General features: G+C 63.4%; 13 protein-coding genes and 2 tRNA genes. 9 read left to right on the top strand and 6 right to left on the bottom strand.

The window, feature by feature from the left end; genetic code table 11:
• The first annotated feature begins 908 nt into the window (after nt 1-908).
• The 5 genes from BM171_RS08875 to BM171_RS08855 all read left to right on the top strand — a co-directional run bounded on the left by BM171_RS08875 (nt 909) and on the right by BM171_RS08855 (nt 8469).
• Complete coding sequence (locus BM171_RS08875; protein WP_093010749.1) at nt 909-1118, top strand: DUF1127 domain-containing protein; 210 nt, start codon at nt 909-911, stop codon at nt 1116-1118.
• A gap of 630 nt (nt 1119-1748) precedes the next feature.
• Nucleotides 1749-4829 (top strand): valine--tRNA ligase, encoded by a 3081-nt coding sequence (locus BM171_RS08870; RefSeq protein WP_093010747.1) that lies wholly within the window; start codon nt 1749-1751, stop codon nt 4827-4829.
• A 171-nt stretch (nt 4830-5000) separates the two neighbouring features.
• On the top strand, nt 5001-5519 hold the full coding sequence (locus tag BM171_RS08865) for a heme oxygenase-like domain-containing protein (protein WP_139218687.1): 519 nt from the start codon (nt 5001-5003) through the stop codon (nt 5517-5519).
• On the top strand, nt 5519-8086 hold the full coding sequence (locus BM171_RS08860) for an HWE histidine kinase domain-containing protein (RefSeq protein ID WP_093010743.1): 2568 nt from the start codon (nt 5519-5521) through the stop codon (nt 8084-8086). The genes BM171_RS08865 and BM171_RS08860 overlap by 1 nt, the downstream gene beginning before the upstream one ends.
• 80 nt (nt 8087-8166) lie before the next feature.
• Nucleotides 8167-8469 carry an SH3 domain-containing protein gene (locus BM171_RS08855; protein WP_093010741.1) on the top strand — a complete coding sequence of 101 codons (303 nt, stop codon included), beginning with the start codon at nt 8167-8169 and terminating at the stop codon, nt 8467-8469.
• A 48-nt stretch (nt 8470-8517) separates the two neighbouring features.
• On the opposite strand, the gene BM171_RS08850 is transcribed toward BM171_RS08855, so the two are convergent.
• From BM171_RS08850 to BM171_RS08825, 6 genes are all read right to left on the bottom strand, one after another.
• Nucleotides 8518-9252 (bottom strand): GNAT family N-acetyltransferase, encoded by a 735-nt coding sequence (locus BM171_RS08850; RefSeq protein ID WP_093010739.1) that lies wholly within the window; start codon nt 9250-9252, stop codon nt 8518-8520.
• Between the two features lie 150 nt (nt 9253-9402).
• Nucleotides 9403-9478: transfer RNA gene (locus tag BM171_RS08845), tRNA-Thr, on the bottom strand.
• Nucleotides 9479-9523: 45 nt separating this feature from the next.
• Nucleotides 9524-11254: a SulP family inorganic anion transporter gene (locus BM171_RS08840; RefSeq protein WP_093010737.1), complete on the bottom strand. Its 1731-nt coding sequence runs from the start codon at nt 11252-11254 to the stop codon at nt 9524-9526.
• Nucleotides 11255-11328: 74 nt separating this feature from the next.
• Entirely contained in the window at nt 11329-12213 is an 885-nt protein-coding gene (locus BM171_RS08835; protein ID WP_093011087.1) for an MBL fold metallo-hydrolase, read from the bottom strand.
• 24 nt (nt 12214-12237) lie between these two features.
• A complete protein-coding gene (locus BM171_RS08830; RefSeq protein WP_093010735.1) occupies nt 12238-12447 on the bottom strand; it encodes a YgaP family membrane protein in 210 nt (69 codons plus the stop codon).
• A 66-nt stretch (nt 12448-12513) separates the two neighbouring features.
• Nucleotides 12514-13212 carry a Crp/Fnr family transcriptional regulator gene (locus BM171_RS08825; protein ID WP_093010733.1) on the bottom strand — a complete coding sequence of 233 codons (699 nt, stop codon included), beginning with the start codon at nt 13210-13212 and terminating at the stop codon, nt 12514-12516.
• 186 nt (nt 13213-13398) lie between these two features.
• Here BM171_RS08825 and BM171_RS08820 point away from each other — a divergent pair, with 186 nt between their 5' ends.
• The 4 genes from BM171_RS08820 to BM171_RS08805 all read left to right on the top strand — a co-directional run bounded on the left by BM171_RS08820 (nt 13399) and on the right by BM171_RS08805 (nt 16185).
• Nucleotides 13399-13950, top strand: coding sequence for a hypothetical protein (locus BM171_RS08820; protein WP_093010731.1), 552 nt, complete (start codon nt 13399-13401; stop codon nt 13948-13950).
• Between the two features lie 234 nt (nt 13951-14184).
• Nucleotides 14185-14274: transfer RNA gene (locus tag BM171_RS08815), tRNA-Ser, on the top strand.
• A 232-nt stretch (nt 14275-14506) separates the two neighbouring features.
• Complete coding sequence (locus tag BM171_RS08810; protein WP_152462768.1) at nt 14507-15103, top strand: TetR/AcrR family transcriptional regulator; 597 nt, start codon at nt 14507-14509, stop codon at nt 15101-15103.
• Complete coding sequence (locus BM171_RS08805; RefSeq protein WP_093010727.1) at nt 15100-16185, top strand: efflux RND transporter periplasmic adaptor subunit; 1086 nt, start codon at nt 15100-15102, stop codon at nt 16183-16185. Before BM171_RS08810 ends, BM171_RS08805 begins: the two co-directional genes overlap by 4 nt.

The raw sequence follows: 16185 nt of genomic DNA, 5'->3' as shown, positions 1-16185 counted from the left end.
CCCGCTTGGGCGGGAGGATCCCGATCGCGCGCGCCACCTGGGGGGATGTCTGCTCGCCCGCACGCCGGAATTCCGTTTTGGTCGACGAGAGCGAGGTGCCTGTATGAAACCCGCTCTGTTTTGTTTTTTCGGGGAAGTGTGTCGCGGTTGATTTTTTTATCCGCTGTCTTCCTGCCCTCGTCGATGAACAATGGATTACATGGGATTTTATGGAACGCAATAACTTTTTTCGCATTGCAGTACCGAATATTGTCCACAACCCCTGTGGAAAAATAAATGTAGTGGCGCAGAATCACGAAAATTTTAGCTTATATCGGCGGAACTGCGCCAAAAATAACTACATGTAGCGTATCAAGCGGCACGCCGGATGCGCCCCACGAAATCCCAAAAATGTTCTGCACGCAGCCCGAAATCTCGGAAATCCCGCACGGTGTGTCTCGGCTGCCATTCCGAAATGCGAGGAATCGCCCGGCAAGACTGCCCGCGCTACGCCCGACTCGCCTCTCGCTGCCTCGCGCCCATGCTTTCCCACGCGGGCGCCCATGAAATCCCAAGACTGCGCGCGAGCACGTCCGGCCGCTCCAAACTTTGCACATATTAATACGGACCACGTACGCCCTCGCGCGCGAGAAAGTGCGCGGCGAGCGCTCATCGAACACCCACACGCCAATGCCGCGCCGCGGCACAATCTGAGGCGTCCGAAGGTATGTTAGCGCTCCCGATTAAGTAGATCAGACGTGTGGTAAAGGGGGTGGAACCAAAATGACAATCAGGTAAGCTACTGTTTATAGGCCCCTTTATCCATGCGAAAGATGCATAGCAGCGTTGCCGATAAGTCCATTGTGCAACTGCAGCATCGAGGCCATCTTGAGGTCAACAACGCACTCAAGCCGATGGAAAGCTGAGCCATGGCCTACACGAACACACAGACGCAAAGCCGCTTCTCCGGCCTTCTCGCAACGATCTCCGAAGATCTCCGTGCCCGCATGGAGCGGCGCCGGGTCTTCAACCAGACGGTGTCCGAGCTGTCGCAGCTCAGCAACCGCGAACTGGCCGATCTCGGGCTGAACCGCTCGATGATCCGCACGATCGCCTGGCAGGCCGCGCAGGAGCGCTGACGCCCTGGCACCGGACGCAAACCCGGTGCCGGCACGCAACACACGCCAGTCCGTGACTAGACTGGCGGAACCAATACGGGGGGCTCTCGTTCCCCGAAAGCTTTGAGGGCCTTCCTCCTCCCTTTAGGGCCCTCATTCGACCGCGGCGACACCCTCCTCCTCCCTGGTGTCGCCGCACGACATACCGGAGATCGGGCCAAGTGCCCCCTCTCCAACCGAGCTGAAGGTCCTTCTCCTCCTCCCTTGGGGCCTTCGGATCAGGCGGCGGCTCTCTTCTCCTCCTCCCTAGGGGGTCGTCGCCACCGAAATTCGCGGACCGGCCCAAGCGCCACGTCCGCACCCGAGCTGAAGGCCCTTCTCCTCCTCCCTTGGGGTCTTCGGATCAGGCGGTGATCCTCCTCTCCTCCTCCCTGGGGGATCGCCGCCACCGACATTCCGGGCCGGCAGGCCCGACCGGAACACAAAGGTCTCTCCTCCTCCCTGACCTTTGTGATAAGCGGCGGTGTCTCTCTCCTCCTCTCTGGGACACCGCCGCATTTCATTGCATAGCCGGAATTCCCAGCTTCGCGCTTTTCCTCCCCGCCTGCCCGCGCTACAGCGGCAGCGCACGACGAAGGAGCCGCGAGACCGATGGCGATGGACAAGACGTTCGACGCGAAATCCGCTGAAACCCGCATTTACGACGCCTGGGAGACCTCGGGCGCGTTCCGCGCAGGCGCGAATGCCAAACCCAATGCAGAGTCCTTCTCGGTCGTGATCCCGCCGCCGAACGTCACCGGTTCCCTGCATATGGGGCATGCCTTCAACAACACGCTGCAGGACATCCTCGTGCGCTGGCACCGGATGCGCGGGCACGACACGCTCTGGCAGCCCGGCACCGATCATGCGGGCATCGCAACCCAGATGGTCACGGAGCGCGAAATGGCCGCCAATGGCGAGCCGTCGCGCCGCGACATGGGCCGCGACGCCTTCCTCGAGCGCGTCTGGCAACAGAAGATCAAGTCGCGCGGCACGATCATCGGACAGCTCAAGCGCCTGGGTGCTTCCTGCGACTGGTCGCGCGAGGCCTTCACCATGTCGGGTGCCCCGAACGCCCCCGAGGGCGAGGACGGCAACTTCCACGACGCGGTCATCCGAGTCTTCGTCGACATGTACGACAAGGGCCTGATCTACCGCGGCAAACGTCTCGTGAACTGGGATCCGCATTTCGAGACCGCGATTTCCGATCTCGAAGTCGAGAACGTCGAGACGAACGGCCATATGTGGCACTTCAAGTATCCGCTCGCGGGCGGACGCACCTACACGTATGTCGAGAAGGACGAGGACGGAAACGTGCTCTTCGAGGAAGAGCGCGACTATATCTCCATCGCCACGACCCGCCCCGAGACCATGCTCGGCGACGGCGCGGTCGCGGTGCACCCCTCGGATGAGCGCTATGCGACCATCGTCGGCGCGCTCTGCGAGATCCCGGTCGGCCCGAAAGAGCATCGCCGCCTGATCCCCATCATCACCGACGAATATCCCGATCCCGATTTCGGCTCGGGCGCGGTGAAGATTACGGGCGCCCATGATTTCAACGACTACGCGGTCGCCAAGCGAGGCGGCATTCCCTGCTACAGACTGATGGACACGTCCGCCCGGATGCGAGGGGATGGCGCCCCTTACGCGGAGGCCGCCGAGATCGCCATGGCCGTCGCGCGCGGCGAGCGGACGCTGGACGAGGCCGAAACCGACGCGGTCAACCTTGTCCCCGACGATCTGCGCGGGATGGACCGCTTCGAGGCGCGACGCGCCGTTGTCGATCAGATCACCGAGGAAGGCCTCGCGGTCATGGTCCCCGGCCACGATCCGCGCCTCGGCAAGAAAGCGGCCAAGCCCGTCGCGCCCGAGGAAGGCGGCGAGGCCCGCGCCGAAGAGCTGGTCCCGCTCGTCGAGGAAAAGCTCATCATGCAGCCTTTCGGCGACCGCTCGAAGGTCGTGATCGAGCCGATGCTCACAGACCAGTGGTTCGTCGATGCCGAGGCCGTGGTTGGCCCGGCGCTCGACGCGGTGAGGGACGGCACGGTCCAGATCCTGCCGGAGCGTGACAAGAAGGTGTATTTCCACTGGCTCGAGAATATCGAGCCCTGGTGTATCTCGCGCCAGCTCTGGTGGGGCCACCAAATCCCGGTCTGGTATGCGCCGAATCCGGCCGGCGGAACCGACTGGCATCATGTCTGCGCCGCGACCGAGGTCGAGGCGCTCGAGAAGCTGCGCGTCCTTTGGGGCGATGACGCCGAATTCCGAGTGCTTCAGGACGAGCAAGCCGCGCTGGAGCATTTCCGTGTCTATCTCGACAACTGGACCGACGAAGGCGCGATCCGGCAGGCGCAGGGCCCGAAGACGATCCCGGTCTTCCGCGATCCCGACGTGCTCGACACCTGGTTCTCCTCGGGGCTCTGGCCGATCGGCACGCTCGGCTGGCCCGAAGAAACGGAAGAGCTGAAGCGCTACTTCCCGACTTCTGTCCTGATCACCGGCTTCGACATCATTTTCTTCTGGGTCGCCCGAATGATGATGATGCAATACGCCGTTGTCGGCGAGCGCCCCTTCGACACTGTCTATGTCCATGCGCTGGTGCGCGACGAGAAGGGCAAGAAGATGTCGAAATCGCTCGGCAACGTGCTCGACCCGCTCGACCTGATCGAGGAATACGGCGCGGACGCGGTGCGTTTCACGCTGTCTTCGATGGCGGCAATGGGGCGCGATCTGAAGCTCTCGAAGGACCGGATCGCGGGCTACCGCAATTTCGGCACCAAGCTCTGGAATGCCTGCCGCTTCGCCGAGATGAACGGCGTCTTCGAGAATCGCACCGCGACGGCCACCCCGCCCGAGGCGACCGAGACCGTCAACCGCTGGATCATCGGAGAGACCGCCCGCATCCGCGAGACCGTGGACGAGGCACTCGCCGCCTACCGCTTCGACGATGCCGCGAACGCGCTTTACCGTTTTGTCTGGGGCGTGGTCTGCGACTGGTATGTCGAATTCTCGAAGCCCCTTTTCGACAAGGACGAGGCGATCGTCGCCGAGACCCGCGCCACGATGGGCTGGGTGCTCGATCAATGCATGGTGCTGCTGCATCCGTTCATGCCCTTCGTCACCGAAGAACTTTGGGACCTGTCAGCCAAGCGTGACGGCATGCTTGTCCACGCGGACTGGCCGGAATACCGCGCCGAGACGCTTGTCGACACCGCCGCTGAGCAGGAAATGCGCTGGGTCATCGCGGTGATCGAGGGCACGCGGTCCGCGCGCGCGCAGATGCGCGTGCCGGTCGGGCTCTATGCGCCGATGCTCGTAACCGGCTTCGGACCGGACGAGCAGGCCGCATGGGACCGCAACGCCGACCTCATCAAACGCCTTGCCCGGATCGAGAGCCTTGAGGAAACCGAGAGTTTCCCGCGCGGAACGATCACGATTCCCGTCGGCACATCGACATTCGGCCTCCCGCTTGAGGGACTTGTCGATATCGCCGAGGAGATCGCGCGTCTCGAGAAGGCGCTCGGCAAGCTCGAGAAAGAGGCTGGCGGTCTGCGCGGACGTCTCGGCAATCCCAAATTCGCCGAAAGCGCTCCCGAGGACGTGGTCGAGGAGACCAAGACCAACCTTGTTGCCCGTGAAGAGGATATCGCCGCGATCAAGGCTGCGCTCGCCCGATTGCAAGAACTCGGTTAATGTAAAGTCGGCTTTGCTGAGAGCCTGATTGCGTCAAAAGATATATTCACGTTACATCGTTCTGTATTCTTGGTCTGACATACGACCTGTCACGGAAGGACGTCACGCTTGATGCAATCTGGCCGCCTCGCTGAGTGCGGGCGCTCGCAAACCTTCCCTGCGAGCATTCACTTGCGTTATGCGACCGCGGCAGCCCACGCAGAAGTCGAAACCGCCTTCGCCGCCTTCATGGCGGCCCCCGCACGGCACTTGACCGAGTTCTTCAGCGCCCAACACGCTGCCGCATGCGCCTTGATGAGGGCGCGCTCGGGGCCTGTGCTGCCCGAAGAGGGTGATCTGCTTGAAGAATTTGCACGTGAGCTTGAGGCGGAGATCCCGGCAGGCCGCATATTAACTGTGACAAGTCCTCGCCCGCTCTGCGCCGAGGCGACCGCCTATCTCGCACTCGGGTCGCGCCTTGGCGCCGAGGTTATCAAACGCCGGCTCGCGGAGGCGGGTCTTCCCTGCCCACGCGCCTTCGAGCCGACGCCGCCCTCACTCGAATGGCGTGCCTTTCGAGCGCGAATCGATCGGCTCGACCCCGATAGCCGTGCCTTCCATCGCATCGTGCGTGATGCGAATGCCGGTTTCAGTGTTTTCGCGACGGCCGCACATGCTGCGTCCCTCGCCCCGATGAAGGAGGCCGTGTGATGGCCCAATCGCAGACAGACCCCCGCGTCAGCTCCGACAATGTCGACCTGACCAATTGCGACCGCGAGGCGATCCATCTTCTGGGGCGGGTGCAATCCTATGGCGCGCTCGTTGCCGTGTCGGCCGATTGGATCGTGCAGCATGCCTCGGAGAACCTTGTCGAGGTGCTTGGCACTTCGGCGCGCGATGCGCTCGGTCAGCCGCTCACCGAGCTTCTGGACGACGACGCGCTTCAGCTCATTCGCCGACGGTTGAGGGGCTTGGAGACCGGGCCGGTCTCCACTCGGATCTTCGCGCTGCGGCTGCACGAGCGAGCCTTCGACGTGTCTGTTCACCAAAGCGGGCGGCATCTCATCTTCGAATTCGAGCCAAGCGAGACACGGCCGCAAGGCGACGCTCTGTCCCGGACCTATCCGATGATCCAGCAGGTGCGCGACGCGGCCAGCTTCGACAACATGTGCCAGGAAGCCGCGCGCGCGGTTCAGGCCTTGTCGGGCTTCGACTCGGTGATGGTCTATCGCTTCGCCGCCGATCATTCGGGGGAGGTGGTCGCCGAGGCGAAGGTGGATGCCGGCCCGAGTTATCTCGGGCTGCGCTTCCCGGCCTCCGACATCCCCAAACAGGCCCGCGCGCTCTACAAGCGCTCACTGCTGCGGCTGATCGCAGACGTCGCGGACGAAGGCAGCCCCATCGTGCCCGACCATTCGCCCGAGGGAGAGCCGCTCGACCTTTCGCTCGCGGTGACGCGCGCTGTCTCGCCGATCCATATCGAGTATCTCAAGAACATGGGCGTTAAGGCGTCGATGTCGGTCTCGATCATCAAGGATGGTGAGCTCTGGGGCATGTTCGCCTGCCACAACCGGACGCCGCGCTACGTCTCTTTCGAGACACGCACCACGATAGAGCTTTTCGCGCATCTGTTTTCCTACGAGCTTGTGCGCGTGACCGAGCAGGCCCGCACCAAAGCGCAGAAGCGCACGCAGGATTTGCACAGCAAACTCCTGATGAAGATGGCGAACGGCACCGAGCTGTCGCAAAGCCTAAAGGTGCTTTCTGACGAGCTTGAGAACGTGATCGACCACGACGGCGTCGCACTCATCAGTGACGGAAACGTCGATGCCTGGGGCATGACGCCCTCCGAAGAAGAGCTTGAGGAGCTCGCGCGCTATCTCAACACGACCGACGTCACGCAGATCTTCGCGACACGCGAGTTGGGCGCGAGTTTCTCCGACGCGCGAGACTACGCGCAGCGCTGCGCGGGGATCATGGCCATCCCGATCTCCCGCACGCCCCGCGACTACCTGATTTTCTGCCGCCGCGAAGTGCTGCGGACGGTCAGCTGGGCCGGAAACCCCGAAAAACCCGCGACGCTCGGCCCGAACGGCGTTCGGTTGACGCCTCGAAAAAGCTTCGAGGCATGGCGGAAGACGATGCATGGCCAATCGGCGGCCTGGACCCCGGACGATCTTCGCACCGCCGACCATCTGCGGACCCTCCTGCTCGAGATATTCCTGCGGCTCAGCGATCAGACCGCCGCGGAGCGCGAACGCGCTCACGAACGCCAAGAGCTCCTGATCGCGGAACTGAACCACCGCGTTCGAAATATCCTGAACCTGATGCGCGGCCTCGTCTCGCAATCGAGCCAGGACGATCTCAGCGTTGCGGACTTCGCCAAGAGCCTCGATGCGCGCATCCACTCTCTTGCGCGGGCCCATGACCAGCTGACGCGGCAGGATTGGGCACCAGTCGCCCTCTCGGAGCTTCTGAGCCACGAATTCGCAGCCTATCTCGGCGATCAGTCCGAGCGGGTGCGGATCGCCGGCCCGGACGTTCTCTTAGCATCGGAAGCCTATACTGGCCTTGCGCTGGTGGTCCACGAGATGGTGACCAACTCGGTGAAATACGGCGCGCTGTCTGGCAAGACGGGTCTTGTCGACGTCAAGCTGGCGCGCTCGGCCTCGGGGGCCCTGACGATCGACTGGCAGGAAAGCGGCGGTCCCGCCGTGCAGCCACCCGAACGGCGCGGCTTCGGCTCAGCGATCATCGAGCGCTCGATCCCGTTCGAACTCGGCGGCGAGGCGGAGATCGACTATCCGGAGACTGGCGTCGTCGCGCGTTTCCTGATCCCGGAACGTCATCTGACCGATCCCGGCAGCGTTGTGTCGCTGCAATCGCACCGCGCACCGACCGAAAGCGCCGCGCCCGGCCTTTCCGGCCGCGCCCTTGTCGTCGAGGATTCGATGATTGTCGCGATGGATGCGAGCGACATCCTGTCCGATTTCGGGGCGACCGAGGTCGAGGTCGCCGGAAACGTGAAGCAGGCGCTCGATCTTCTCGATCGCGAAAGCTTCGAAACCGTGTTGCTCGACGTCAATCTCGGCAAGGAGCAGTCGATCCCGGTGGCTGCACGGCTGGCCGAGCTTGGTATCCCCTTCGTTCTGACCACCGGCTACAGCGAAAACGGGCGTCTGCGCGAAGACTACCCTGATTGCGTGATCGTACAGAAGCCGTTTTCCAACGAGACGATCGGGGCCGCCCTTGTCGAACTGGGGCTGACCCGCGACTGACACGCTTCCCTCACGGACGGCGTTTTCTTTGACGCCGCTCCCGGCTAGCCTGCCCCTGAGGCAGATAACAGGAGAAGCTCATGCGCGGTGCACTTCCGCTCACGCTGCTATTCGGCGTTCTGGCAGGCTGCGGTGGCCCGGTGGCCGAGGCCGTCGATTTTCGGGAAAGGTTCGAAGTCTACGGCGTCGAAGAGGACGACATGCTGAAGCTGCGCGGCGGTCCCGGCATCGGCTTCGATGTCTATGCGGGTCTTCCGAACGGCACGATCCTGCGTGTCGACAGCTGCCAGCAGACCGGCGGCACGCGCTGGTGCAAGGTCGCGCTCGATCGCGCGCCGGGGCTGACCGGCCATGTCTCGGCGGCGTATCTGCGAGAGTTGTAGATCGGGCGACGACCGCCATGCGCCACGGCGATCGGACGCGGGCGCGTCTCAACTGTCGTCTCGCACCTTCCGCAGAAGCGTCCAGCCCGGCCTTTGATCCGGCCGCTCGATCACGAAGCCCGCCTTGCCCAGAACACGCAAGGACGCCGTATTTTCGTCCTTCGCACGGGCAATCAGGGATGTGAGGCCGGGATGATCCTTCAGGCACCGCGCCGCGAACGAGGGCACCGCGACGCTGGCCAAACCCTGCTTCCAGTAGTCCCGGCCGATCCAGTAGCTGATTTCGGCGGTCTGCGGATCATCTGGGTCGACCTCGAAGAGCACTCTGAGTTGCCCGACGGGTGTCCCGTCCTTCAGAAGCGCGAACACCCTATGATGATTGCTGCTGTTCGAGACCTCGATCAGAGCCGATGCCATCTCTTCCGTGAGCGGGTCCGGGTAGGGTTCGGTCATGTTCTCCCAGATCAGCGGATCGTCAAGAAGCTCCCGGTAGCGGGGTAGATCGGTTTGCGACCAGCTTCGGAGTTGCAGACGATCCGCGACACTCGGCTTGCTCCCGGCACGGATGTCGTTTTGCAGAACGGGTTTTGCGACGTGAAGATCGTCCTCGACACCGGCTGGAACCCATCCGCCCTGAAGCGGGTCAAAGGCCATCGCCGCGCCTTCATGTTTGCACAGCGCGACATCTTCGAAGGTCAGAATTCCGTCCGAACGGCGTCGGTCGAGCCGCAAGCCCGTACCATCGGAACGCGCAATCCAGCTTCGATCTGCTGATCGTGTCATCGGTCCGAACCCAGCTCCGTTACCAATTGAGCAAACGATAAACCGATTTTCAGGGCTGCCAATAAAACAATCTGGTTATCTCGGCGTGAGCAATCGGCGCTCCGTCAGAGCGCGACAAGGCAACCTTGGATTTTCGGCAAAAGCGAGTCCTGGTGCCGGCAGAGGGACTCGAACCCCCGACCCACTGATTACAAATCAGTTGCTCTACCAGCTGAGCTATGCCGGCACCGTGGCGGCGGTTTAACCGCCGCCGGTTGTGCGCGCAATAGGGCTATTGGGCTGCGCGCGGTGGCTGCCGGCGGGTCAGCGCGTCCCAGGCATCGTGCTGCGACAGGAACACCTCGCCGTTCAACTCCGCAAGGAAGTGCGTGGCTTTCAAACGATCCATGACCGGCCCCTTCACCTCGGAGAGGTGCAAGCCGATTCCGAGCGCCATCAGCGTCTCGTTGATCGCCTCTAGGCTTTCGAGCGCCGAGTAATCCACGGTGTTCACCGCCGAGAACATCAAAATCACGTCGCGGACGCTCTCATCGGCCACAACCCGGTCCTGGATCAGGTCTTCGAGAAAACGGGCGTTCACGAAATAAAGGCTCTCGTCGATACGCAGCGTGACGACGCGGGCATCGGTCTCGACGTTGTGGCGGTTGATGTTGCGGAAATGCTGGGTGCCGGGCACCCGGCCCACCTCGGCGACGTGCGGCTTCGCGGTGTTGTAGAGGTGAAGCGCGATGGACAGCAGAACGCCCGAGGCGACCCCGATCTCCACCCCAAGCCCGAGCGTCAGCACGATGGTCGTGGCGACGGCGGCGAAATCGCGGGGCGAATAAGCCCAAGTGCGTCGGAGAATCGATAGATCGACAAGGCTGAGCACCGCGACGATGATCGTTGCCGCAAGCGTCGCTTTCGGGAGGAAGAACACGAGGGGCGTGAGGGCAAGCGCGGCGATGGCGAGGCCAATTGCGGTGAAGGCGCCCGCGGCGGGGGTCGCCGCGCCAGCGTCGAAATTCACGACAGAGCGCGCGAAACCACCCGTCACCGGATAGCCGCCGGTAAAGGCCGCGCCGATGTTCGCCGCGCCGAGGCCGATCAGCTCTTGGTCGGGCTGGATGCGCTGCCGGCGCTTGGCCGCGAGCGTCTGCGCGACCGACACGGATTCCACAAAGCCGATGATCGAGATCAGGATAGCCGGCACGGCGAGGTCGCGCAGCAGCGCGGGCGAGAGGTCGGGCATGGTCAGGGGCGGCAGGCTTTGCGGCACTGCCCCGACGATGGCGACACCGCGATCCGCGAGACCGAGCGCCCAGACCGCGAAGGTCGTCGCCACCACCGCAAGAACAGGGCCGGCCTTGGTCGCTATGTCAGCAGCTCGGTTCGGCACGCCGAGGCCCCGCAACGCTGGTTTCAGACCGCGCCGCACCCAGAAAAGAAAGCCCGTCGCCGCCACGCCGATGACGAGCGTCGCCAGATGCGTGTCGCCGAGATTGGCCCAGAGCGATCCCAGCATTTCCGGCAACGTATGCCCTTGCCCTTCAATCCCGAGAATGTGCCTGACCTGGCTCGTCGCGATCAGGATGCCCGACGCGGTGATGAAGCCCGCGATCACCGGATGGCTCAGGAAGTTGGCGAAAAAGCCAAGCTTGAACACGCCCATGAGAAGCAGGAACCCGCCCGAGAGAAGCGCGAGCGTCAATGCCGCTGCGACGTATCCTGCAGTGCCTGCCTCGGCCACCTGCCCCACCGCCGACGCCGTCAGCAAAGAGACGACCGCGACAGGCCCCACCGCCAGCGCGTTCGACGTGCCGAAAAGCGCGTAAAGCAGGATTGGGGCAATCGACGCATAGATCCCTGCTTCGGGCGGCAATCCCGCCAGAAGCGCATAGGCCAGCGATTGCGGGATCAGCATGATCGTGACGATCACCGCCGCGATCATATCGTTCGACAGCGCATCGCGATCGTAGCGGCGGCCCCAATCCAGGATCGGCAGGTATCTCGACAGGCGCATTCCGCCCCCTCAATTCAGTTTATTGGGCGGGCGGACCGAAGCCCACCCGCCATACATAGCTCAAAGAACCCGCATCAAAGCGTGTTGATCGGCACCTTCAGGAAACGCTTGCCGTCCGCATCTGCGGGCGGCAGCTCGCCGGCACGCATGTTGACCTGCAGCGACGGGATGATGAGCTTCGGCATCTCGAGCCCTGCATCCCGTTCGGTGCGGAATTTGACGAACTCCTCTTTCGTCTTGCCGCCGCCGACATGGATGTTGTGCGCCTTCTCCTCGGCGACACTCGTCTCCCACAGGATCTCGCGACCGCCCGGCCCGTAATCGTGACACATGAAGAGCCGCGTCTCGTCCGGCAGGGCCAGAACCTTCTGGATCGAATCGAAAAGCTCGCCCGCATCGCCACCCGGAAAGTCCGCCCGTGCCGAGCCTCCATCGGGCATGAAAAGCGTATCCCCGACAAAGGCGGCATCGCCCATCACGTGGGTCATGCAGGCTGGCGTATGGCCGGGCGTGTGGATCGCGCGGCAGGTCATCCCGCCGACATCGTAGGTGTCTCCATCCTCGAAGAGCCGGTCGAATTGCGAGCCGTCGCGCTGGAACTCCGTGCCTTCATTGAAGACTTTGCCGAAGGTGTCTTGCACGACCGTGATCTTTGCCCCGATCCCGAGTTTGCCGCCGAGCTGCGCCTGGATATAGGGCGCGGCAGACAGGTGATCGGCGTGAACATGCGTCTCGATCAGCCAGTCGACCGACAGATCGTTCTGCCGCACAAAGGCGATGATCTCGTCGGCATGGTCATAGCTGATCCGGCCCGCTGCGTAGTCGATATCCATAACGGAATCGACGATGGCGCAGGCATTCGAGCCGGGATCCTTCACGACATAGGAAATCGTGTTCGTCGCCGGATCGAAAAAGCCGGTCACCTCGGGGTGCAGCAGGGTGTCGGTCTGGTCCTTCATATCGTTCTCCATTCTTTCGCGCGCTTAGCAATCGCGGCAGGTCTTGATGCCGACGAGGCTGTAGAGCGGACAATTCCCGACAAGCGTCGTCAGCACGAATACGGCCGCGACGCCGATCGCGAGCCAATGCAGGAGGCCGGTCGCCGCGAAGGACGTGCCGAACGCAACGTAGAGAAGAATAAGCGCCACGACGATACGCGCGGCCCGGTCGAAAGTGCCCATGTTCTTGGTCATCTTGGTCTCCTTGGACTCACCATGACCCCTGATTGCACGGAACGCGTCCGCGCGACGGTGACTTCGTCACAGACCCGACACGGAGGCATGGTCGGAGCGGGCGAGCCGGCTCAGCCCTGATCTGTCCCGAAGCTGCACCTTGCCCCTCGCCTGCTCGATCCAGCCGCGACGATGAAATTCACCCAGAGTGCGCGAGATCACCTCCCGTGCAGTGCCCAGCTCGGTTGCGAGAACCTGGTGCGTGGCGTGGATCGCGCCTTGCGCGTCGGCAAGCTCCAGAAGCCGCGCGGCGAGGCGCACATCCATCCGCTGGAAGACGATGTCGTCGATCAGCGCGAAAAGATCGGTGATCCGCCGCGAATAGGCGGTGAAGACGAACTCGCGAAAGACCGGCGAGCGTGCCACGAGATCGTCGAAGGTCGCGCGCGGAATAGCGACGGCGGTCACATCGGTCTCGGCGACGCCATCGGCGGCGTAATCCTCGAAGGCCAGCATGCAGGCCGTCGTCAGAACGCAGCTCTCGCCGGCATGAACGCGGTAAAGAAACACCTCGCGGCCCGTCTCCGAGGCTTGCGAGACACGCACCGTTCCTTCGAGCAAAAGCAAAAGGTTGTCCGCTGACTGGCCCGGCCCGAAAACCGCGGCTCCGCTCGGCAGGGTCACGATGGCACTGCCCGAGGCGAGCGTCTGGCGCAGATCGGGAGGCAGACGCCGCAACCCGTCAAAACGGTCGATCCAGGTTGTCTCGGCAGCGGGGGTGTTCATCTTCGGCCCTTTCGAGTTACGGCGACATATTCATGTTTTCAAATACGATTTGCAATTGGCCGATCGACGCACCGTCGGACTTCCGTGACGCATCGCCTCAAACCGCATCCGGCGTATATCGGCTCGACAAAGCCGTGCCATGCAGGCACCAGTTCCCGGACGCGGGATTGCGACAAGGAACGGTCGATGCGACGATTTCTGACAGGGATTCTTGGGCTTGCCGGTCTTCTGGCACTCACCGCCTGCGCGGGCACGCCGACGACAGAACCTGCCGATACCCGTGCCCTGGCGGCCGAGATCGCGGCGCTTGGACCCGATGTCGACCCTGCCGAAGCGGCGCGTGCGGCCGAGATCGCCTCCTCCTACGCATTGCAACTCGCCGCCGACTGGCAGGTGACGGACCCGCCGCTCGTCCATAACGCGAAAGTGCTGCACGGTCTGCGCGACAAGGGGCTCTGCAACGATTGGGCCGAAGCGATGATCACGCGTCTGCGGCAAGAGCGCTTCGAGACGTTGGAGATGCATTGGGCGACCTCACCGCCCGAAGGCTTCCGGGTCATCCATCATTCGGCGGTCATCAGCGCCCGCGGCGCAGAGCTCGACGACGGTGTGTTGCTGGACCCCTGGCGCGGCGGCGGGACGCTTTTCTGGGCCCCGCCCCCGGAAGACACTCGTTACGATTGGTATCCCCGCATGGAGGTTCGTGCCGCCCGCGAGGCTGCGCGCGCCTCGCGCTGACGGTAAAGGGTGACCGATCTCTCAGGACGTCGCACGACCCGGCGACGGAAAAACGCGTCCCTCGCCCGAAAGCACGTGGGCCGCGACGATATCCGACAAGATCCACTCCGTTTTCGCTCACCCACCCTTTCCTTTCCGCGCTATTTCAAGGGCTTGGCAGGGTCCGGGGCCAGTCCTCCAAAGATTGAAGTTTTGCCTTGTAAATCCAACGCTTGGACCGCTATACGCGTCGGCGGAGACGTGGCCGAGTGGTCGAAGGCGCTCCCCTGCTAAGGGAGTAGGCGGGAAACCGTCTCGAGGGTTCGAATCCCTTCGTCTCCGCCATCACGCTTTTCAGCCCTTTTGTAACAGGCGCAACACCGCCCCGAAGTGCCGGGCATGGTGCATGAAGTCGATGACTTGCTCCAATTCTAGAGTAAAAAAGCAGCGATGTCCGAGTGGCTCAAAGATCTCCTCACCATCCCCTGACGCGATCCGGCCGAGCGCACAGCGACTGTGCGTTGTTCTGAGTGACCCTTTTCTTGACGTCTGTCAAAAAAAGGCAAAGTCATGGCTTATGGATCCCCGACGACACCGCACCCGACTGCGCCTCGAAGCCGCCTTGCGTACGCTCCTTGCAGAGAAGCCGCTCGCCGAAATCTCGGTCGAGGAGCTTTCGCGGCGCGCCGGCACGACGCGGCAGACCTTCTACGGTCATTTCGTCGGGCTTCCCGACATGCTGGAAGCTTATCTCGATGCCCTTCTGGCCGAGATCGAGCGACGCAACGCTGAAATCAGGTGCGCGCCCGCGGACGAGGCCGATTTGCAGGAGCTGCACCGACGGAAGTTCGAGCGTGTCTTTCGCGACCTGCCTCGGGACGATCCGCGCCTGCGCGCGCTTCTTGACGGAGTGCCCGGGCTTGCCCCCGAAGACCGTTTCGCCGAGCTTGTCGAGAAGCTGATCGGCGCAACGCCGGAGAACCCCTATTCCTCCGATCCTTTGATGCGCCGCATCGCCGCGCGTTTCTACACCGGCGCCTTCGTCTCTGTCGTGCGCCACTGGATCGGCTCGGCCGATCCGCTTCCGCCCGAAGCGATGGCACGGGCCTTCACTACCCTTATCTTTCGCGGCTGGCCCGACATGGCCGGCGCTCACGAACGGACAACCGCATGACACACCTCGTATCCGCCCGACCCGCCCTTCTTGCTCTCGCCTTGATGCTCGCCCCCGGCCTCGCCCTGGCACAGTCCGAGGAGACAGGCGCCGAACCGCGCGCGATCCGGCCCGCCAAGATGATGACGCTCACGACGGGCGACGTGGCGCTTGAACGCGAATTCTTCGGGCGGGTCGCGGCGAAGGAAACGGTGGACCTCGCTTTCCAGGTCGGCGGTCAGATCGCCGAGTTGCCGGTCAGCGAAGGCACGACCTATCCGGCCGGAACGCTTCTGGCCGAGCTCGATCTCGATCCGTTCGAGCGCAGCGTCCGGCAAGCCGAGGTGCAGCTCAACAAGGCCGAGCGCGACCTGCAGCGCCTCGAGAACCTCTCCAGCGCGACCGTCTCGGAGGTGCAGATCGAGGATGCTCGCACGCAGCGCGACCTTGCGCGGATCGAGCTCGAGAACGCGCAAGAGCGGCTCGACGATGCCACGCTCGAGGCGCCTTATGACGCGCTGGTGGTGCGCCGCGTGGCGGGGCTCTTCTCGACAGTCTCGGCCGGACAGGCCGTGCTGCGCGTCTCGGATATGTCCGAGATCCGTGTGAACATCGACGTGCCGGAGATCCTGTTCCGCCGCGCGCAGGATCGCTCCGACGTGGAATTCACCGCCACTCTGCCCGGCCGCGATCAGCGCTTCACGCTCGCACCGCGCGAATTCGAGGCCGAGACCGCCGAGGTGGGCCAGACCTACCGCACCACCCTCGCCTTCACCGAGGATCCGGGCGATTACGTCCTGCCCGGCTCTTCTGTGACCGTGACGGCGCGGGCCGCGATGGGCGATCAGAGCCAGATCTCCATTCCCGAGACCGCGCTCGTCTACACGCCCGATCGAACTCCGACCGTCATGGTGTTCACCCCTTCCGAGGAGGACGAAAACCGAGGTCAGGTTCGGCAAGTTACGGTCGAGATCGAGATCGCCGATGACGGCACGGTCGTGATGACCGACGGGCCCGAGCCCGGCACCGAGATCGTCGTGGCCGGGGCGTCAATGATCGAGGACGGCCAGACCGTCCGCCGCTTCACCGCTGTCGGGGAGTGA

It is taken from the genome of Roseivivax halotolerans, from assembly GCF_900115815.1.
GTDB classification, from domain to species: domain Bacteria; phylum Pseudomonadota; class Alphaproteobacteria; order Rhodobacterales; family Rhodobacteraceae; genus Roseivivax; species Roseivivax halotolerans.
Note: the sequence above shows the minus strand (reverse complement) of the source record. Positions and strands in the feature narration are given on the sequence as shown.

Excerpts from the sequence above, each read along its gene's own strand:
- BM171_RS08875 (WP_093010749.1), top strand. The coding sequence starts at position 909 with ATGGCCTACACGAACACACAGACGCAAAGCCGCTTCTCCGGCCTTCTC.
- BM171_RS08870 (WP_093010747.1), top strand. The coding sequence starts at position 1,749 with ATGGCGATGGACAAGACGTTCGACGCGAAATCCGCTGAAACCCGCATT.
- BM171_RS08860 (WP_093010743.1), top strand. The coding sequence starts at position 5,519 with ATGGCCCAATCGCAGACAGACCCCCGCGTCAGCTCCGACAATGTCGAC.
- BM171_RS08855 (WP_093010741.1), top strand. The coding sequence starts at position 8,167 with ATGCGCGGTGCACTTCCGCTCACGCTGCTATTCGGCGTTCTGGCAGGC.
- BM171_RS08850 (WP_093010739.1), bottom strand. The coding sequence starts at position 9,252 with ATGACACGATCAGCAGATCGAAGCTGGATTGCGCGTTCCGATGGTACG.
- BM171_RS08840 (WP_093010737.1), bottom strand. The coding sequence starts at position 11,254 with ATGCGCCTGTCGAGATACCTGCCGATCCTGGATTGGGGCCGCCGCTAC.
- BM171_RS08835 (WP_093011087.1), bottom strand. The coding sequence starts at position 12,213 with ATGAAGGACCAGACCGACACCCTGCTGCACCCCGAGGTGACCGGCTTT.
- BM171_RS08830 (WP_093010735.1), bottom strand. The coding sequence starts at position 12,447 with ATGACCAAGAACATGGGCACTTTCGACCGGGCCGCGCGTATCGTCGTG.
- BM171_RS08825 (WP_093010733.1), bottom strand. The coding sequence starts at position 13,212 with ATGAACACCCCCGCTGCCGAGACAACCTGGATCGACCGTTTTGACGGG.
- BM171_RS08820 (WP_093010731.1), top strand. The coding sequence starts at position 13,399 with ATGCGACGATTTCTGACAGGGATTCTTGGGCTTGCCGGTCTTCTGGCA.
- BM171_RS08810 (WP_152462768.1), top strand. The coding sequence starts at position 14,507 with ATGGATCCCCGACGACACCGCACCCGACTGCGCCTCGAAGCCGCCTTG.
- BM171_RS08805 (WP_093010727.1), top strand. The coding sequence starts at position 15,100 with ATGACACACCTCGTATCCGCCCGACCCGCCCTTCTTGCTCTCGCCTTG.